Source organism: Sutcliffiella cohnii, assembly GCF_002250055.1.
GTDB lineage: Bacteria > Bacillota > Bacilli > Bacillales > Bacillaceae_I > Sutcliffiella > Sutcliffiella cohnii.
Genome location: NZ_CP018866.1, coordinates 612,501 through 630,025, shown reverse-complemented (window position 1 = coordinate 630,025; position 17,525 = coordinate 612,501). Strand labels below are relative to the sequence as shown.

At 37.5% G+C, this 17,525-nt stretch carries 12 protein-coding genes, 17 tRNA genes and 2 rRNA genes (1 of these 31 only partly in view); 4 read left to right on the top strand and 27 right to left on the bottom strand.

Features of this window, described 5'->3' with window-relative positions; all coding sequences use genetic code 11:
* On the bottom strand, positions 1 to 927 hold the full coding sequence (locus BC6307_RS02975) for an ABC transporter permease (protein ID WP_066419857.1): 927 nt from the start codon (positions 925 to 927) through the stop codon (positions 1 to 3).
* A 25-nt stretch (positions 928 to 952) separates the two neighbouring features.
* On the bottom strand, positions 953 to 1,852 hold the full coding sequence (nikC, locus tag BC6307_RS02970; protein ID WP_066419858.1) for a nickel transporter permease: 900 nt from the start codon (positions 1,850 to 1,852) through the stop codon (positions 953 to 955).
* Between the two features lie 281 nt (positions 1,853 to 2,133).
* Here nikC and BC6307_RS02965 point away from each other — a divergent pair, with 281 nt between their 5' ends.
* Positions 2,134 to 3,690, top strand: coding sequence for a glutathione ABC transporter substrate-binding protein (locus BC6307_RS02965; RefSeq protein WP_066419859.1), 1,557 nt, complete (start codon positions 2,134 to 2,136; stop codon positions 3,688 to 3,690).
* 207 nt (positions 3,691 to 3,897) lie between these two features.
* Positions 3,898 to 5,478 carry a glutathione ABC transporter substrate-binding protein gene (locus BC6307_RS02960; RefSeq protein WP_066419860.1) on the top strand — a complete coding sequence of 527 codons (1,581 nt, stop codon included), beginning with the start codon at positions 3,898 to 3,900 and terminating at the stop codon, positions 5,476 to 5,478.
* 87 nt (positions 5,479 to 5,565) lie between these two features.
* Here BC6307_RS02960 and yhbH read toward each other — a convergent pair whose 3' ends face one another.
* Together yhbH and BC6307_RS24695 are read right to left on the bottom strand one after the other, a co-directional pair.
* A complete protein-coding gene (gene yhbH, locus BC6307_RS02955) occupies positions 5,566 to 6,735 on the bottom strand; it encodes a sporulation protein YhbH (RefSeq protein WP_066419861.1) in 1,170 nt (389 codons plus the stop codon).
* 357 nt (positions 6,736 to 7,092) lie between these two features.
* On the bottom strand, positions 7,093 to 7,242 hold the full coding sequence (locus tag BC6307_RS24695) for a hypothetical protein (protein WP_157076698.1): 150 nt from the start codon (positions 7,240 to 7,242) through the stop codon (positions 7,093 to 7,095).
* A 243-nt stretch (positions 7,243 to 7,485) separates the two neighbouring features.
* Between BC6307_RS24695 and BC6307_RS02950 the strand changes: the two genes are divergently transcribed.
* Positions 7,486 to 9,009 (top strand): sodium/proline symporter, encoded by a 1,524-nt coding sequence (locus tag BC6307_RS02950; RefSeq protein ID WP_066419862.1) that lies wholly within the window; start codon positions 7,486 to 7,488, stop codon positions 9,007 to 9,009.
* 73 nt (positions 9,010 to 9,082) lie between these two features.
* On the opposite strand, the gene BC6307_RS02945 is transcribed toward BC6307_RS02950, so the two are convergent.
* From BC6307_RS02945 to queG, 4 genes are all read right to left on the bottom strand, one after another.
* Positions 9,083 to 10,978, bottom strand: a complete 1,896-nt coding sequence (locus BC6307_RS02945) for a PrkA family serine protein kinase (protein WP_066419863.1) — start codon at positions 10,976 to 10,978, stop codon at positions 9,083 to 9,085.
* Positions 10,979 to 11,519: 541 nt separating this feature from the next.
* On the bottom strand, positions 11,520 to 12,011 hold the full coding sequence (gene trmL, locus BC6307_RS02940; protein WP_066419865.1) for a tRNA (uridine(34)/cytosine(34)/5-carboxymethylaminomethyluridine(34)-2'-O)-methyltransferase TrmL: 492 nt from the start codon (positions 12,009 to 12,011) through the stop codon (positions 11,520 to 11,522).
* Between the two features lie 75 nt (positions 12,012 to 12,086).
* On the bottom strand, positions 12,087 to 12,962 hold the full coding sequence (locus BC6307_RS02935) for an amidase domain-containing protein (RefSeq protein ID WP_066419868.1): 876 nt from the start codon (positions 12,960 to 12,962) through the stop codon (positions 12,087 to 12,089).
* A 91-nt stretch (positions 12,963 to 13,053) separates the two neighbouring features.
* Positions 13,054 to 14,217, bottom strand: a complete 1,164-nt coding sequence (gene queG / locus BC6307_RS02930; protein ID WP_425319485.1) for a tRNA epoxyqueuosine(34) reductase QueG — start codon at positions 14,215 to 14,217, stop codon at positions 13,054 to 13,056.
* A 63-nt stretch (positions 14,218 to 14,280) separates the two neighbouring features.
* On the opposite strand from queG, the gene BC6307_RS02925 reads away from it, so the two are divergent.
* Complete coding sequence (locus BC6307_RS02925; protein ID WP_094366049.1) at positions 14,281 to 14,943, top strand: B3/B4 domain-containing protein; 663 nt, start codon at positions 14,281 to 14,283, stop codon at positions 14,941 to 14,943.
* Positions 14,944 to 15,075: 132 nt separating this feature from the next.
* Here the strand turns inward: BC6307_RS02925 and BC6307_RS02920 are convergent.
* The 19 genes from BC6307_RS02920 to BC6307_RS02830 form a co-directional block, all read right to left on the bottom strand.
* Positions 15,076 to 15,149 (bottom strand) — tRNA-Gly (locus BC6307_RS02920).
* Between the two features lie 20 nt (positions 15,150 to 15,169).
* A tRNA-Leu gene (locus BC6307_RS02915) sits at positions 15,170 to 15,250 on the bottom strand.
* A 23-nt stretch (positions 15,251 to 15,273) separates the two neighbouring features.
* A tRNA-Leu gene (locus BC6307_RS02910) sits at positions 15,274 to 15,362 on the bottom strand.
* 26 nt (positions 15,363 to 15,388) lie between these two features.
* Positions 15,389 to 15,462: transfer RNA gene (locus tag BC6307_RS02905), tRNA-Cys, on the bottom strand.
* 8 nt (positions 15,463 to 15,470) lie between these two features.
* A tRNA-Gly gene (locus BC6307_RS02900) sits at positions 15,471 to 15,545 on the bottom strand.
* 5 nt (positions 15,546 to 15,550) lie between these two features.
* Positions 15,551 to 15,625, bottom strand: a tRNA-Gln gene (locus tag BC6307_RS02895).
* 15 nt (positions 15,626 to 15,640) lie between these two features.
* A tRNA-His gene (locus tag BC6307_RS02890) sits at positions 15,641 to 15,716 on the bottom strand.
* A gap of 26 nt (positions 15,717 to 15,742) precedes the next feature.
* Positions 15,743 to 15,816: transfer RNA gene (locus BC6307_RS02885), tRNA-Trp, on the bottom strand.
* Positions 15,817 to 15,847: 31 nt separating this feature from the next.
* Positions 15,848 to 15,931 (bottom strand) — tRNA-Tyr (locus BC6307_RS02880).
* An 8-nt stretch (positions 15,932 to 15,939) separates the two neighbouring features.
* Positions 15,940 to 16,015 (bottom strand) — tRNA-Thr (locus BC6307_RS02875).
* Between the two features lie 37 nt (positions 16,016 to 16,052).
* Positions 16,053 to 16,128, bottom strand: a tRNA-Phe gene (locus tag BC6307_RS02870).
* Positions 16,129 to 16,294: 166 nt separating this feature from the next.
* A tRNA-Asp gene (locus BC6307_RS02865) sits at positions 16,295 to 16,370 on the bottom strand.
* Positions 16,371 to 16,447: transfer RNA gene (locus tag BC6307_RS02860), tRNA-Met, on the bottom strand.
* A 22-nt stretch (positions 16,448 to 16,469) separates the two neighbouring features.
* Positions 16,470 to 16,545 (bottom strand) — tRNA-Val (locus tag BC6307_RS02855).
* A 9-nt stretch (positions 16,546 to 16,554) separates the two neighbouring features.
* A tRNA-Glu gene (locus BC6307_RS02850) sits at positions 16,555 to 16,629 on the bottom strand.
* Positions 16,630 to 16,650: 21 nt separating this feature from the next.
* Positions 16,651 to 16,742: transfer RNA gene (locus BC6307_RS02845), tRNA-Ser, on the bottom strand.
* Between the two features lie 4 nt (positions 16,743 to 16,746).
* Positions 16,747 to 16,821: transfer RNA gene (locus BC6307_RS02840), tRNA-Asn, on the bottom strand.
* A 21-nt stretch (positions 16,822 to 16,842) separates the two neighbouring features.
* A 5S ribosomal RNA gene (rrf, locus tag BC6307_RS02835) occupies positions 16,843 to 16,959 on the bottom strand.
* 117 nt (positions 16,960 to 17,076) lie between these two features.
* Positions 17,077 to 17,525 (bottom strand): 23S ribosomal RNA (locus BC6307_RS02830); it runs 2,487 nt beyond the window's last position.

Sequence of the window (17,525 nt, the reverse complement as noted above, 5' to 3'; positions counted from 1 at the left end):
TTAGTTTAAATCAATTCTTTTATTAATAAGTCTATACGTTATATCGACAAGGAAGTTAACGAGTACGAATAATAGTGCACATACTAATATCGCCCCTTGTACCATTGGAAAATCATGAGCTTTAATAGAATCAATAATGAAGCGTCCTAAACCATTGATTGCGAAAACACTCTCTGTTACAACCGCTCCCCCTAATAATCCACCAAACTGTAAACCAACAACAGTTACTACTGGGATAAGAGCATTACGTAAGGCATGTTTATAGATTACTAGTTTATCACTTACACCTTTTGCATAAGCAGTACGAATATAATCTTGGTTCAGTACTTCTAACATACTAGAACGTGTCATCCTAGCAATAATTGCTGCCCCACCTGTTCCTAGCGTGATCGCAGGTAAAACCATCTGCTTCCAAGATGTTCCCCAGCCCGCTACTGGTAACCATCCTAAATTGACGGAGAAGAAATAAATTAGCATAATACCTAACCAGAAATTAGGCATGGAAAGTCCAAATAACGCAAGAATCATAACCCCTGTATCAGTAAAAGTATATTTTTTCGTAGCTGATATTACACCTGCAACAAGACCAATCAATACTGCTAGTGCTGTACCGATAACAGCTAGTTGGACGGTGACCCAAAAACGGCTATCGAATATTTCGTTTACGACAGGACGCTTTGTTCGAATAGAATTTCCTAAATCACCTTGAATTGCGTTTCCTACATAACGTAAATATTGTTCATGTAATGGATCATTTAGGCCTAAATTTTCTCTCATTTGTTCTATTTGTTCTGGATTTGCTTGTTCACCAGCCATGATAACCGCAGCATCACCAGGAATTAAATGAATCATTAAAAATACTGCTAAAGTAACCCCAATCATTACCGGGATAGTTTGTAGTAACCTACGAATTATATATACAAACATTTAAGTTCACCTTCTTCCATAAAAATTATTTCTTCGCTTTCGGATCTAGTGCATCTCTTAAGCCATCTCCAAATAGGTTAAAACCAATAACGACAATTAATATCGTTATACCAGGAAACAGCGTTACATGCGGAGAAGAACGAACTAAATGTCGACCGTCACTTAACATTGCCCCCCACTCAGGAGTTGGTGGCTGTGTACCTAAGCCTAAAAATGATAAAGCACTTGCTGTAATAATAGCTGAAGCAATGTAAAGCGTTGACTGTACAATAATCGGTGATAAAACATTCGGTAAAATATGCTTAAAAATAATTCTAGAATCACTTGAGCCCATCGCCCGTATTGCATCTATGTATTCTAGCTTTTTAACACTTAACGTTGAACCACGTACAATACGTGCAAAAGTAGGTATTGCAAAGAAAGCAATTGCTATAATTACATTCGTTGTACTAGCTCCTAAAATACTTACAATAGCTAATGCTAATAAAATACCAGGGAATGCTAATAAAACGTCACAAAATCTCATAATGACAGAATCAATCGCTCTCCCGTAATATCCAGCGACGATTCCTAAGAAAACTCCAATAATAGCCCCTAGTAATGTAGAGAGTACTCCTACTGTTAAAGAAACTCTAGCACCAAATATAAGTCTACTTAAAATATCCCTTCCCATTTCATCAGTGCCCAACCAATGCTCAGCGGAAGGTGTTTGTAGTTTCTTAGGCATATCTACTAATTTTGGATCGTAAGGAGCAATAAGCGGTGCAAATATTGCTAAGATGACAAAAACTAAAACGATAGCTGCCCCAACTAACGCAGCTTTATTTTTAGCTAATCTTTTATAAAATGCCGACCAACGTCGGATAGTACCAGATTGATGTCGTATAGGTACTGTTGTTGTCGTTTCAATCTGCGGTTGACTCATACCTTTTCCCCCTTTAAATAAATTGATAATCTTACAAATTTTTTAAATTGTTGATTACTATATTATATAGAAATTTAAAAGTTGACAATAGCATTTGTTGGATTAATCTTACTAATTAGACTAATATAATTTTTTGAGATAGTTTTTTTTATAAAAAGTTTATTATTATTATTCAATAAATTTCGAATATACACTTGTAACAATGGAATTTTTAGTCTATTATAACTACTATTCTACATAGACAACATTATTTTACAAAAACATATAGGAGGTCAAAGTCTATGAAAATAAAAAATTCACTAACTGCCGTTTTATTTACGGCTCTAGTCCTTGCTTTAGCTGCATGCAGTAGTGACAACAGCACCAATGCTGGAAGTGGAGAAGGTAAAGAAGGTGGACACTTTGTTTATGTTACGGCTTCTGATGCACCAACACTAGATCCACATGGTATGAATGACACTGCATCTACACACGCAACAACTCAAATTTTTGAAAGACTTACAGATTACAATGAGGATGGTACTGTGTATGGAGTATTAGCAGAAGAGTTTACTCCATTAGACGATACTACTTGGGAGTTTAAACTCCGCCAAGGAGTTACATTCCAAGATGGAACAGACTTTACAGCAGATGCTGTTAAAATGTCGTTAGATCGTCTTTTAGATCCAGAACTTGCTTCTCCAAAGGCTGTATTACTAAATATGATTGAAGAAGTAATTGTAGAAGATGAATTTACAGTAATAATTAAAACGGATGGACCTTTTGCTCCACTTCCAGCACACTTAGCACATAATGCGGGATCCATCGTTGCCCCTTCAGCAATTGAGGAAGAAAAAAACGGTGGAAGAACTGTTGATGAAAACCCAATTGGTACAGGCCCATTTCTATTAGATGAATGGAATCGTGGATCCGAGATTAAATTCAAAAGAAATGAAAACTATTGGGGAGATGTACCTACCATCGAAACAATGAGTTTTACAGTTGTACCTGAACAGTCTACTCGTATGGCTATGTTAGAATCTGGCGAAGCAAATGTCGCTCTAGTCGGTTCTTCTGACGTTACTCAAATGGAAAGTATTCCTGGTATTGAATTAACTCACATACGTGGCACGCGTATGGACTACTTAGGATTTAATATGAATGCTGAGCCTTTTGATAACAAATTAGTTCGCCAAGCCGTTGCAATGGCAATTAATAAGCAAGATATTATTGATGGCATTTTAGAAGGTCATGGTATACCAGCCGTTGGACCTCTTGCTCCTACTGTCGTAGGTAACTATCAAGGACTAACTCCTCTCACTTACGATGTAGAAGAAGCGAAAAGCCTTTTAGAAGAAGCTGGTTACGCTGAAGGATTTACAACTACTCTTTTTGTTAGAGAAGGTAATAAAGAATTAGCGAATATTGCAGTCTTTATACAATCTCAATTACAGCAAATTAATATTAACGTAGACATACAATCAACTGAATGGGGAACCCTACTAGAAAAAACAGGCGCTGGTGAACACGATTTAGTTCTTCTTGGCTGGACAACTGTAACAGCAGATGCTGATAACGGGTTATACTCTTTATTCCACTCTGCTAATCAAGGTGCTTCAGGAAATCGATCTTTTTATAAAAATGAAAGAGTAGATGAACTATTAGATTATGCTCGTTCCGAAACAGACCAACAAAAAAGAAACGAAGCTTACAAAGAAGTTTCTGAAATTTTAGTAGATGAAGTTCCGATGGTTTACTTACAACATCCTGATTTCATATATGGAACTAACGGGGTTGAATCAGGTTTATATATCGACTTTAGCGGAATTCCATTTTTCAAAAATGTAAAACTAAATTAACAATTACTAAACGAAGGGATTCATTTGATGGATCTCTTCTTTCCTATAAAAAATTTAAAATCAGGTTATTGGTAATATAAGTAAAATATTATGTTTTTAGACAAATTTTAAAAATAAACCTTGTAAATTTAAAATTTTTCGATTATTATAATTTCTAATCATGCATAGACATGTATTGTTGATAAAAAAATAGGGGGTTTTCATTTTATGAAAGCAAAAAAGCACTTTCTTTTAATGCTATCACTAGCTGTTATGCTAGTATTAGCAGCTTGTGGCGGTCAAAACGCTGGCACTAACAATGATAGTAAAGATGATGGCGGTGGAACTGCTGAAGGACAAGATGGCGGACATTTCGTGTTTGTTACAGGCTCGGATGCACCAACTCTTGATCCACACGGTATGAACGACACTGCAACAACAAATGCAACTTCTCAAATTTTTGAGCGTTTAACAGATTTCGCTGAAGATGGATCTGTTGTACCTCTACTTGCTGAAGAATTCAATCCAATTGACGACAGAACTTGGGAATTCAAATTACGTCAAGGTGTAAAATTCCATGACGGTACTGATTTTACAGCAGAGGCAGTAAAATTATCTTTAGAGCGTCTAATCGATCCTGATTTCGCTTCTCCTCGTGCTGTTGTACTTAACATGATTTCTGAAGTAATCGTGGAAGATGATTATACAGTTGTTATTAAAACAGCTGAGCCATTTGCTCCACTACCAGCTCACTTAGCACATAACGCTGGATCAATCATTGCTCCTTCTGCACTTGAAGAAGAAAACAATGGTGGAAAAACAGTTGATGAAAACCCAATCGGTACTGGACCATTCGTATTAGAAGAATGGGCTCGTGGTAGCGAAATTAAATTTAAGAAAAACGAAGATTACTGGGGTACGAAAACTTCTCTAGATACAATGAGCTTTATCGTAGTTCCTGAGCAATCTACTCGTATGGCTATGTTAGAATCTGGAGATGCGAATGCAGCTCAAATCGGTTCTTCTGACGTAAGACATATGGAAGGTGTACCTGATATTGAACTTACTCGTATCGTAAGTACACGTATGGACTACTTAGGATTCAATATGGGTGTTGAACCATTTGATAACAAATTAGTTCGTCAAGCAATCTCTATGGCAATTAACAAAAACGATATCGTTGATGGTATTTTAGATGGTCAAGGTACTGCTGCTGTTGGTCCATTGGCACCGACTGTAGTTGGTAACTACCAAGGCTTAACTCCACTTGGTTTCGATGTGGAAGAAGCAAAAGCATTATTAGAAGAAGCAGGATATGCTGACGGATTCAAAACAACGTTATATGTTAACGAAGGAAACAAAGAGCGTGCTGATATCGCTGTTTTAATTCAATCTCAATTAGCTCAAATCAACATCGATGTTGATATCCAATCTATTGAGTGGGGTACATTCTTAGAAAAAACTGGTGCTGGTGAGCATGAAATGTTCATCCTTGGTTGGACTACAGTAACAGGTGATGCTGACTACGGTTTATATGCACTATTCCATTCTGATATGCATGGGGCACCTGGTAACCGTTCTTTCTATACGAACGAAAGAGTTGACGAATTATTAGACTTAGCTCGTTCTTCAACTGATCAAGATGAGCGTAACGAAGCTTACAAAGAACTTTCTGAAATTCTTGTAGACGAAGTACCAATGGTTTACCTACAACATCCTGACTTCGTATACGGAACTAACGGTGTTGCTTCTGGTCTATTCGTAGACTTCAGTGGTACTCCATACTTCAAAGGTATTAAACTAAAATAATGTAACTTTTACTAGAGGGAGAGCTTATTATAAGCCTCCCTCTTTTTATCTATAAAAATAAAAAACTAACGCTTGTGCGCTAGTTTTTTAAGCATACAATTTACTTTCTTCTTTCTTGAAAAACTCCTTCATCGCATGAAAAACATCTGGTTTTTGCTTTAAAATATAATGTCTAAACTTTTCTTCGTGAATATTTTTATAGGCCGACATTAAAGTACTATGTCGATTGTACTGATTAACTTCTCCGTACCCAAACATATTGGAAACTTTCATCAATTCCCCTACTAATTTTACACAACGTTGATTATCAGAAGTTAAGTTATCACCATCAGAAAAATGGAACGGATAAATATTGTAATGTGTTGGATTATATTTATGATCTATTAGTTCTAACGCTTTCCTATAGGCTGAAGAACAAATAGTCCCACCACTTTCCCCTTTGGAAAAGAAATCTTCTTCTGAGACGATTTTAGCCTCTGTATGATGTGCAATAAATTCAATTTCTACTGTCTCATATTTTGTTCTTAAAAACCTTGTCATCCAAAAGTAAAAACTTCTAGCCATATACTTTTCCCACATACCCATCGATCCGCTTGTATCCATCATCATTAAAACTACTGCCTTTGAATCTGGTTTAATTACTTCGTTCCACGTTTTAAACTTTAAATCTTCTTTATAAATTGGGTGGAAGCTAGCTTTTCCGTTCATTGCATTCCGCTTATATGCGGAAAGCATTGTTCTTTTTTTGTCAATATTTCCCATTAATCCTGTACGTCTTATATCATTAAACTCGTAATGCTCCACAACATTTTCTGCTTTTTCTTTTTGCTGAAGATTTGGTAGCTCTAACTCATTAAAAAGAGCAGCTTCTATATCCATTAACGAAACTTCTGCTTCAAAATAATCTTCTCCTGCTTGATCTCCGGCCCCTTGACCTTTCCCTGCGCCTTGTTTTCCTGAATTAGATCCGTCTCTCGCCACAACATCGCCAACTTGGCTATCCCCATCGCCTTGGCCTACATGTTTGTTTTTGTCATAGTTATAGCGAATTCTATATTCGTCTAATGACCGAATAGGAATTTTCACGACCTCTTTACCATTAGACATAATAATATTTTCTTCTGTAACTAAGTCAGGTAGATTGTTTTTTATTGCCTCTTGTACCTTTTCTTGATGGCGTTTTTGGTCGTCGTAGCCTTTACGATGGAGGGACCAATCCTCTTTTGATACAATAAAATTTGTCTCATTGGAACTCATTATTGTTTCCCTCCTTTTTATTAAAAAACTTTAAAAAATTATGCACGATTTGCAAGTAAAGTTCATACAATATTTTGGTTACTGTAAAAAATGCACCAACCTTAAACTAACGAGAGGTTGGTTACTCTATCCTATGCAGAATCGTAAAAATATTGACAGATTATTTAGATAAATGTTGCCTCTTTTAAACTCGGACATGCTTCTTTTATTGCCTAAAACTGTTTCTTTTTTTATATAAGAGCAACCGGTCCAATATTATTTCTAATTTGTATTTATTCTTATGCGAGCAATAGCTTGTATCATACTAAAAAGGTGAAAACTGATTGTTAGCTCATTATACAAAAGCCCATAGCAATGCTACGGGCTTTTACTTATTTTTTCTTTCTTCTCAAATTGTTTTGGTACTTCCTCTTTATTTGAATTATTCTTTTTCAATTGTTCTATTTCTTTTGCCAACTTCTTCATTTCTTCATTATTTGGTGCCATCGTATTTTTTACATTTTCCATTGTTATCACCTCTTGGTTTTTACATTCCCGCTTGTCCAAATTGTAAACATATAATTTTTGTAATATTTCAAATAGTATTTACGATTCGCGATAAGTTAGATATGATAATTCCATATCTAACTGGAAGGAGGATTACGTTATGAATTTTGATATGATGCTAGGTTTAATTATCATTCCTCTCGCTATTATTGGTCTTGCAGTTGCAGCCTTTTATCATACGAAGGAAAAGGAAGGTGAAACAAAATGAGTGCTAATCCAATTACAGTAGCTGTATTAGTGTTCTATTTACTAGTGCTTATTGGGATAGGCTTTGTTAGTACTAAAAAAAGTTCTGGTGGATTGTCTGACTTTTTCTTAGCTGGTAGAGGCTTAGGGGAGTTTACGGTAGCATTAAGTGCGGTTAGTTCTGGAAGAAGTGCTTGGTTAGTACTAGGGGTCACTGGAACTGCTTATGCAACTGGTCTTAATGCAGTATGGGCTGTTGCTGGTTACATAACAGTTGAAGTATTTATGTTTTTTTACGTTGCTAAAAGATTTAGAGTATATAGTGAGAAAACAGGAAGTATTACTTTACCCGATATATTAGAAAACAGATATGAAGATAAATCTAACCTGCTAAGAATAACAAGCTCTCTTATTATCATTTTCTTTATGATTGCTTATGTAGGTAGTCAAGTAGTTGCAGGCGGGACAGCTTTTTCATCTAGCTTAGGGCTTTCTCAATCTAACGGAATGTGGTTAACAGCTATTATTATTTTATTGTACACGATGTTAGGTGGATTTCACGCCGTAAGTAAAACAGATGTTTTGCAAGCTATGTTTATGTTTTTATCTCTAATAATTTTACCAATTATAGCAATTATCGGTCTCGGTGGCTTCGGCCCAATTCTTGACACGATGCATGCACAAGGGGCTGGATTTACAAGCATTTGGACATTCGGTTTTGGAGCAATTGTCGGTTTATTAGGAATTGGTTTTGGAAGTCCTGGGAACCCTCATATTCTTGTTAGATATATGTCTTTAAAAAATGTAAATGAAATGCGTCAAGCTGCGTTAATCGGAACCATTTGGAATGTTGTTATGGGTTGGGGAGCAATCATGGTAGGTCTTGCCGGTAGAGCGTATTTCCCTAATATTAGTATGTTACCTGGTGAAAACAGTGAAGCGATTTTTACAACTCTTGGTGAGGAAATTTTAAATCCGTTTTTTATGGGGATTTTATTAGTCGCAGTACTAGCAGCGATTATGTCGAGTGCAGATAGCCAGCTACTCGTTGGAGCAAGTGCAGTCGTTCGTGATATTTATGATAAAATTTTTGCAAAAGGAAAAGAAGTTTCTCAAAAGAAGCTAGTATTATTTAGCCGCATATCTATTGCTTGTTTTATGTTACTTGCTGTATGGTTAGCGTTTTCCGCAGAACAATTTGTATTTTGGATGGTTCTTTTCGCATTTGGCGGACTTGGAGCCTGCTTCGGCCCAGCACTAATACTATCATTGTACTGGAAAGGTACAACAAAAGCTGGTGTTCTTACTGGAATGATCCTCGGATTAATAACGGTTATATTAGTTAAAAAGCAGCCTGAATGGACTTTTGCTTTTTTACCTGATGTAAAAGCGTTATTTGCCAAAATATTATTCGGAGTTACCTACGAAGCAGTGCCAGGGTTTTTAGTTGCATTACTCGCAACCGTTCTCGTAAGCTTATTTACGAACAAACCTGTTAATGTGGATCAACAATTTATAGATATAAAAAGTAAAAGTATGTAAGTAATATATTTTATAACAAAAGAGAGTACCCGTAAAAGCTAATGAATAGCTCATAAGGTACTCTCTAATTTTTTTATCTATTTAATAAACTTCCTACGTAACGAAGTAATTCATTCGCTGATGTTGAATTATATCCATGCTCATCGATAAGCCTTGCAACTACCTCATTTATTTTCTTCAACTGCGTTTCATCCGGTGTTTTAGAGGATGTCGTTATTTTCACCACATCTTTTAAATCGGCGAATAGCTTCTTCTGGATTGCTTCTCGTAGTCGTTCATGGGAATTATAATCAAATCGCTTCCCTTTTCGCGCATAAGCGGAAATACGAATTAATATTTCCTCACGAAATGCTTTTTTTGCATTTTCAGAAATACCGATTTGCTCCTCAATTGACCTCATTAACTTTTCATCTGGATTCATTTCTTCACCAGTAAGTGGATCACGTAGTTTAACTCTATTACAATATGCCTCCACATTGTCTAAATAGTTATCCATTAATGTTTTAGCAGATTCTTCATATGAATAAACAAATGCTTTTTGAACTTCTTTTTTCGCAATGTTATCATATTCTTTTCTTGCTACTGAAATAAAGTTCAAATACCTTTCTCTATCTTCATTCGAAATAGATGGATGTTGATCCAACCCTTCTTTTAATGAGCGTAAAACATCTAATGCATTAATGGAAGGTACTTCTTTTCGAATAATAGTGGAAGATATGCGGTTTATAACATATCGAGGATCGATTCCGCTCATTCCCTCATCGTTGTATTCTTTCTTCAATTCTTCCACGTCCACTGAGTTAAAGCCTTCTACTTGCTCACCATCGTATAATCTCATTTTCTTTAATAAGTCAATGTCGCCACGCTTTGGCTCTTTTAACCTTGTTAAAATTGTGAACATTGCTGCTACCCGTAACGTATGCGGTGCAATATGCACATCACGCACATCACTTTCATTTATCATCTTTTCATAAATTTTCTCTTCTTGTGTAACTTTTAAATTATACGGGACTGGCATAACAATAATCCGTGAATGAAGTGCCTCATTTTTCTTATTAGAAATAAAGGATCGATACTCTGTTTCATTCGTATGAGCAACAATTAATTCATCTGCACTTATTAATGCAAAACGCCCAGCTTTGAAGTTTCCTTCTTGGGTTAATGATAATAAATGCCATAAAAACTTCTCATCACACTTTAACATCTCCTGAAATTCCATCATACCGCGGTTTGCTTTATTCAGTTCACCATCAAAACGATATGCCCGTGGATCTGACTCAGAACCAAATTCTGCAATTGTCGAGAAATCAATACTTCCAGTTAAATCAGCAATGTCTTGTGATTTTGGATCGGACGGACTAAACGTTCCAATACCTACACGTTGATTTTCCGATAAGAATATTCGTTCCACTAGTACATCTTCAATTCTTCCACCATACTCTTTTTCCAGTCTCATCATGTTTAATGGTGATAAGTTTCCTTCAACACGAATACCATACTCTTGATGGAAATCTTCTCTTAAATGATGCGGTATTAAATGCAAAGGATCTTCATGCATCGGACAGCCTTTAATTGCATAAACAGCACCACGGTCTGTTAGCGTATACTGTTCTAAGCCCCTTTTTAAAATTGTAACTAAAGTTGATTTCCCTCCACTTACAGGACCCATTAATAAAAGGATACGTTTTCTAACATCGAGCCTCTTTGCTGCTGGATGAAAATACTCCTCGACGAGTCTCTCTAATGCTTCTTCTAACCCAAATAACGAATTACTGAAAAATTTATATTCCTTCCTGCCATTAACCTCTTCTACTCCTGCATCTTTGACCATATTGTACACCCTTGAATGAGCCGATTGTGCAATATACGGGCGTTCCTTTATTAACTTTAAATACTCGCCGAAGGTTCCTTCCCACTTAAGCCGCTGTTCTTCTTCCCTGTACTTTTCAATTTTACGTAAAATATCCATAAGGACCTCCCCCATTTATCTCTTCAAGAGCAAGATTAATAATATGTATGCTGTCATTATTTGAAACATGCTTTTCAAAGAAAATTATTCAAGGACCTTCTTGAGGAATAATAAAATCAGAAGTGTAAGGTTTGTCTACATATAGCAACAATAACAACGATTTTTTATGAAGTACCATATTATTGTAAAAAACAATTTTGAATCAGTTTAAAGAATACGGTACATAATAGAATAAAGGAAATATTGTCAAATTTTATTCATACATTACATTCACAATAATTACTTATTAAGTTATAATAATGGATAGTATGCTTACTTATATACTTTATTAAAGGGGGAGCTACATATGGGAACAATTTTAATTTTAGGTGTATGCCTAGCGTTCTTAACAGCAATTTTCACTGCTGGTTATAACGATAGACCTGGTGCAAAAACTAAATAATGGAAACACCCCGGCGCTTTCCTATTCACTAGGACAAGCGCTTTTTTAGACACAAATAGAAAACGGAGTATAGAATTAAATCTACGCTCCGTTTTTTCATTAAATTTCAGGATATTCAATTGAAAGGTTAGGATAATCTTGTTGTCTTAGTGCTTCGTATACTAAGATTGCTGCTGTATTAGATAAGTTTAACGACCTTACATTTGTCGTCATAGGTAAACGTAAGCAAGTGTCTATGTTCTTTTGAATAACTTCCTTTGGAAGACCGGTTGTTTCTCTTCCAAAAACAAAGAAATAATCTTTTTCCAAATTACTATAGTCAAAGGAAGTATGTGGTTTTTGACCAAATTTTGTAATGAAAAAGAATTCACCATCACTGTTTTTTTCAAACAATTCTTCAAGTGAATCATAATAAACAACATTTACAAACTCCCAATAATCAAGACCTGCCCGTTTTAACATTTTATCGTCAGTTGAAAATCCAAGCGGTCGAATCAAATGTAGTGTTGTATTTGTTGCAGCACAAGTTCTAGCTATATTTCCTGTGTTAGCTGGAATTTCTGGTTGATATAATACTACATGTATACCCAAGTTTTTCACCTCTAAAATTACTTAAATCAATCATACATATAAACAATACATTTAATTTATTCGATAATCAATATTTTAATTGCGATCAATAATATGAAAGAACTTATATTTTATATTTGGAGTGTACGCTGACGAGTCTTCATATGCCCAATACCTCATTCTACTGTTATGTGTATGTGCATTTACTAACGGCATCCCATCTTGGTCCTTGGCAACTACGATAGTATTATGGTCAAATCTCCCATCACCTTGAAAATCATAACAAATAACATCTCCTGGCATTAAATCAGCTGCCCTTGTTACTTCTCTTCCTTTCATGCCACTTTTTGCATTAGGTATATACCAGCGTAAAGAGTGAGCAACAGACCATGTATAGCTCCAAGCTTTATTTTTCATCCACCAACCACTACTCTTATTAGGAAAACCTACCATTGGGGCCCCACCTGCGTGTACACATTGAGAAACGTAGTTCGTACAATCAACATCAAATTTTTTAAACTGAGGATTGTAACTATTCCACCATCTTTCTGCATATTGAACAGCAGCCATTCTATCATAAGTGAAACGATAATCCCGCTCTTCACATTCTTCTATCGGTTGCATGTAAATCGGCTCTACGTTATTCATTACTTGTCTATCAGTTACTATTTCATTATCATCCCATACAGATATTCTATTTAACATTTCTTCTTCTAAATATAGTTTATCCTTATGATTAATTAAATACCTAATATGAATTTGATATGTGACTTCTTTCTGGTTTCCGATCGAAGTAATTTTATTTATTTTCCCTTCTGCGTTACATTTGACAATCTCTGCCCCTCTTCTTCTGTGCATTTCCCTTTTATTCTTTATCGTATCGTCGTTTATAATATAGTTACCAGTTTGAGAACTTCTATATACATAACTTTGAAGCAACATTTCAACATGTCTTTTCAATTGAGTATTCATCGTATACACTCCTCCAGAAAACTTCTTTTTACACTGTATGCTTTTAGAAGTAGTCTCATTAAAAAGACAGAAAAAAAGTGAGAGTTATTGGTTAACTCTCACTCTTCAATAATGCTATTCCCTTCTCCATTTCTTCTCGTGCATCTGAATCTTGTTCTTTCTCCATTAAGTGCATTAAGCGAGGTAAGGAAGATTGTTCTCCAATTTTACCTAATGCCCATGCTGCTGTCCCTCTAATGACAGGTCTTGGATCATTTTCAATTAGCTCAAGGAGAACTGGGACAGCCGTTTTATCCCGATAATGGGCTAGTGCTATAATTGCATTTCGTTGGATTGGTTTTTTTCCTCGCCATGAACCTGACATATGGCCATATTTTTCTTTAAACTCTCGATTACTCATTGTTAACAAAGGCTTTAATCTCGGCTTTACTAGCTCAGGATCGGGTTCTAATTCCGCATGAAGGTGAAAGTCCTTCCCCTTATTTTCTGGACATACCGTCTGGCACGTGTCACAACCATACAAACGATTACCTAGTTTTGTTCTATATTCTTCTTTTAAAAAGCCTTTCGTCTGTGTTAAAAAGGCAATGCACTTGTTAGAATCGAGTTGCCCTCCTTGAATTAATGCACCGGTTGGACAAGCATCCACACACTTATTACACGACCCACAACGGTCTTCAATCGATTGATCTGGATCAAATGGTATATTTGTAATCATTTCACCTAAATACACGTAGGAACCAAATTCTGGCGTAATAATGGCACAGTTTTTACCACTCCACCCGATACCTGCTCTTTCGGCAACTGCTCGATCTGCAAGCTCACCTGTATCGACCATTGATTTTAATGTTGCTTCTGGGACTTTTTGTTTAATGAATTCTTCTAATTTACTTAAGCGATCTCTCAGTACAAGGTGATAATCTGTTCCCCATGATGCCCTGCAAAAAATACCCCGTGGGTCCTTCCTCGTACTACGAGGTGCATCTTTCATTTTTGATGGGTAAGCAATCGCAATCGCAATAATAGATTTTGCTTGAGGGAGTAAAAGCTGAGGATTCGTTCGCTTTTCAATATCACTTTCTTCAAAACCTGATTGGTACCCATTTTCTTGCTGTACTCTCAACCGTTCCTTCAATTCAACAAAAGGACTTGCACTTGTAAAACCAATTTTATCAATGCCAATTTGCTTACTGTATTGAATAATTTCTTCTTTTAATTTAGTAAAATTCAATGTATGCACCTCCTTTGCTAACATTTTTAACTATTCATTTAATGTGTGGTAAACTAATATAAACATGGAAATAAAGGAAGCGGTATAATGATTACAATACATAATGAAGTAAAAAAAGCTATTCCAAATTTTAAGTTAGGTTATATTGAATATGAAAATACAACTATAAGCACTACACCCCAAATGTTTAAAGGTAGATTTCGCCTTTTTCAAGAATCAATATACTTTGATTTACTTGATCAAGAACTAAAAAGTGTTCACGGAATAGCGGAATGGAGAAAGATTTTCAAACAAACTGGTACTGATCCGAGTAGGTACCGCCCATCCGCCGAAGCGCTATATAGAAGGATTAAAAAAGGTCAGTTTCTTGAACCTGTAAACTCTGGCGTAGACATTAATAATTTTTTTTCGTTAAAGTATTCAATTCCTTTTGGTTTATATGATAATGCAAAACTTAACGGACAGCTATCAGTAATGATTGGAAAAGAAAATGATCACTATACTGGTTTAAACGGTAGAATAATCAGTCTTGATAAAATCCTTCATACTGCTGACGAAAATGGCCCGTTCGGAAGTCCTTACATTGATAGTACTAGATCCCCTATTTCAGAAGCAACTACTGATGCCATTCAACTTGTTTATTTACTTCCATCTATTGAAAATAATGAAGCAGTAAAGATGCTAGAGAGTGTTGCTTCTATGTTTGTACAAATTAACGGCGGGAATTTTAAAGTAAATCTAGTATCATAAAGAATTCATTTTATTAATGAATTCTTTTTTTGTTCTTTAACATATTAGATTAAAAGTATCCATAGTGGGTAAACAAAAAAACGTAATGCATCGTTAATTTGTTTAACGAAACACTACGTTACTCACTATGTATGGAGCGGGTGATGGGAATCGAACCCACGACATCAGCTTGGAAGGCTGAGGTTTTACCATTAAACTACACCCGCACTGGCCTATTCTTAATTAATACCGGTGGTCGGGTTCGAACCGACACTCCGAAGGAACACGATTTTGAGTCGTGCGCGTCTGCCAATTCCGCCACACCGGCGTAAACAGTATTAAAATAAAAAATGGTGCCGAGGACCGGAATCGAACCGGTACGGTAGTCACCTACCGCAGGATTTTAAGTCCTGTGCGTCTGCCAGTTCCGCCACCCCGGCTTGTAACACTGTTTGGCATTTATTAGTGGAGGCGGCAACCGGATTCGAACCGGTGGTAAAGGTTTTGCAGACCTCTGCCTTACCACTTGGCTATGCCGCCTAATGTATTGGAGCGGAAGACGGGATTCGAACCCGCGACCCCCACCTTGGCAAGGTGGTGTTCTACCACTGAACTACTTCCGCAAAATTGGCTGGGCTAGCTGGATTCGAACCAACGCATGACGGAGTCAAAGTCCGTTGCCTTACCGCTTGGCTATAGCCCAATAATTTTATAATGTTGGGGCGATTGATGGGAATCGAACCCACGAGTGCCAGAGCCACAATCTGGTGCGTTAACCACTTCGCCACAACCGCCATAATGTTAAGTTTTGTTTTATAATTGGCAGGGGCAGTAGGAATCGAACCCACACCGGAGGTTTTGGAGACCTCTGTTCTACCGTTAAACTATGCCCCTATAGTAAGAATTGTTACAACTTAATTTAAAATGGTGGAGGGGGACGGATTCGAACCGCCGAACCCAAGGGAGCGGATTTACAGTCCGCCGCGTTTAGCCACTTCGCTACCCCTCCAGTAAGGATGGTGCCGGCGATAGGAGTCGAACCCACGACCTACTGATTACAAGTCAGTTGCTCTACCAACTGAGCTACACCGGCATATATTAAATGCAATTATTTCTTTTTATAATTTAAATGGTGGCTCGGGACGGAATCGAACCGCCGACACATGGATTTTCAGTCCATTGCTCTACCGACTGAGCTACCGAGCCATTTATTATTGTTGGGCCTAAACTTTGTTTTTCGTATCCATTGTCCTCGTCTCAGGAAGACTATTCAAGAAGCCTCTCGACGAGTACAACTCGTAGTAAATTCAGTGATGCTTTGCTCGTTGCTCTACCGACTGAGCTACCGAGACTTAATTCAAATTTTTTATAATGGCGGTCCCGACGGGAATCGAACCCGCGATCTCCTGCGTGACAGGCAGGCATGTTAACCGCTACACCACGGGACCTGGTTGCGGGGACAGGATTTGAACCTGCGACCTTCGGGTTATGAGCCCGACGAGCTACCGGACTGCTCCACCCCGCGACGATATTAATCTTATAATTTATGGTGGAGGATGACGGGATCGAACCGCCGACCCCCTGCTTGTAAGGCAGGTGCTCTCCCAGCTGAGCTAATCCTCCAATATATAATGGTGACCCGTACGGGATTCGAACCCGTGTTACCGCCGTGAAAGGGCGGTGTCTTAACCGCTTGACCAACGGGCCATAATTGTAAGAGTTTAAGAATGGCGGAGAGCAAGGGATTTGAACCCTTGAGACGGCGGTAACCGTCTACACGATTTCCAATCGTGCTCCTTCGGCCACTCGGACAGCTCTCCATAATGGCTCCACCAGTAGGATTCGAACCTACGACCCTTCGGTTAACAGCCGAATGCTCTACCGCTGAGCTATGGTGGAATAGAAGAATTATATCCTTCAGCCTGGCAACGTCCTACTCTCGCAGGGGGACAGCCCCCAACTACCATCGGCGCTGAAGAGCTTAACTTCCGTGTTCGGTATGGGAACGGGTGTGACCTCTTCGCCATCATTACCAGACATTTTTTAAGGACAAATACTATTATAATATATTTTATGAGAAAATCAAGAGTTTTTTTTGTTCTCTCAAAACTAGATAATATTTTTCATCAAGATCGTTCATATCGTTCATTTAAATTGGTTAAGTCCTCGATCGATTAGTATTCGTCAGCTACACGTGTCGCCACGCTTCCACCTCGAACCTATCAACCTGATCATCTTTCAGGGATCTTACTAGCATAATGCTAAAGGAAATCTCATCTTGAGGGGGGCTTCATGCTTAGATGCTTTCAGCACTTATCCCGTCCGCACGTAGCTACCCAGCTATGCCTTTGGCAAGACAACTGGTACACCAGCGGTGCGTCCATCCCGGTCCTCTCGTACTAAGGACAGCTCCTCTCAAATTTCCTACGCCCACGACGGATAGGGACCGAACTGTCTCACGACGTTCTGAACCCAGCTCGCGTACCGCTTTAATGGGCGAACAGCCCAACCCTTGGGACCGACTACAGCCCCAGGATGCGATGAGCCGACATCGAGGTGCCAAACCTCCCCGTCGATGTGGACTCTTGGGGGAGATAAGCCTG

What these genes read in the sequence shown, in the direction of transcription:
- BC6307_RS02965 (WP_066419859.1), top strand. Translation starts at nt 2,134, where the DNA reads ATGAAAATAAAAAATTCACTAACTGCCGTTTTATTTACGGCTCTAGTC.
- yhbH (WP_066419861.1), bottom strand. Translation starts at nt 6,735, where the DNA reads ATGAGTTCCAATGAGACAAATTTTATTGTATCAAAAGAGGATTGGTCC.
- queG (WP_425319485.1), bottom strand. Translation starts at nt 14,217, where the DNA reads ATGTTAGCAAAGGAGGTGCATACATTGAATTTTACTAAATTAAAAGAA.
- nikC (WP_066419858.1), bottom strand. Translation starts at nt 1,852, where the DNA reads ATGAGTCAACCGCAGATTGAAACGACAACAACAGTACCTATACGACAT.
- BC6307_RS02945 (WP_066419863.1), bottom strand. Translation starts at nt 10,978, where the DNA reads ATGGATATTTTACGTAAAATTGAAAAGTACAGGGAAGAAGAACAGCGG.
- BC6307_RS02925 (WP_094366049.1), top strand. Translation starts at nt 14,281, where the DNA reads ATGATTACAATACATAATGAAGTAAAAAAAGCTATTCCAAATTTTAAG.
- BC6307_RS02975 (WP_066419857.1), bottom strand. Translation starts at nt 927, where the DNA reads ATGTTTGTATATATAATTCGTAGGTTACTACAAACTATCCCGGTAATG.
- BC6307_RS02950 (WP_066419862.1), top strand. Translation starts at nt 7,486, where the DNA reads ATGAGTGCTAATCCAATTACAGTAGCTGTATTAGTGTTCTATTTACTA.
- BC6307_RS02935 (WP_066419868.1), bottom strand. Translation starts at nt 12,962, where the DNA reads ATGAATACTCAATTGAAAAGACATGTTGAAATGTTGCTTCAAAGTTAT.
- BC6307_RS02960 (WP_066419860.1), top strand. Translation starts at nt 3,898, where the DNA reads ATGAAAGCAAAAAAGCACTTTCTTTTAATGCTATCACTAGCTGTTATG.
- BC6307_RS24695 (WP_157076698.1), bottom strand. Translation starts at nt 7,242, where the DNA reads ATGGAAAATGTAAAAAATACGATGGCACCAAATAATGAAGAAATGAAG.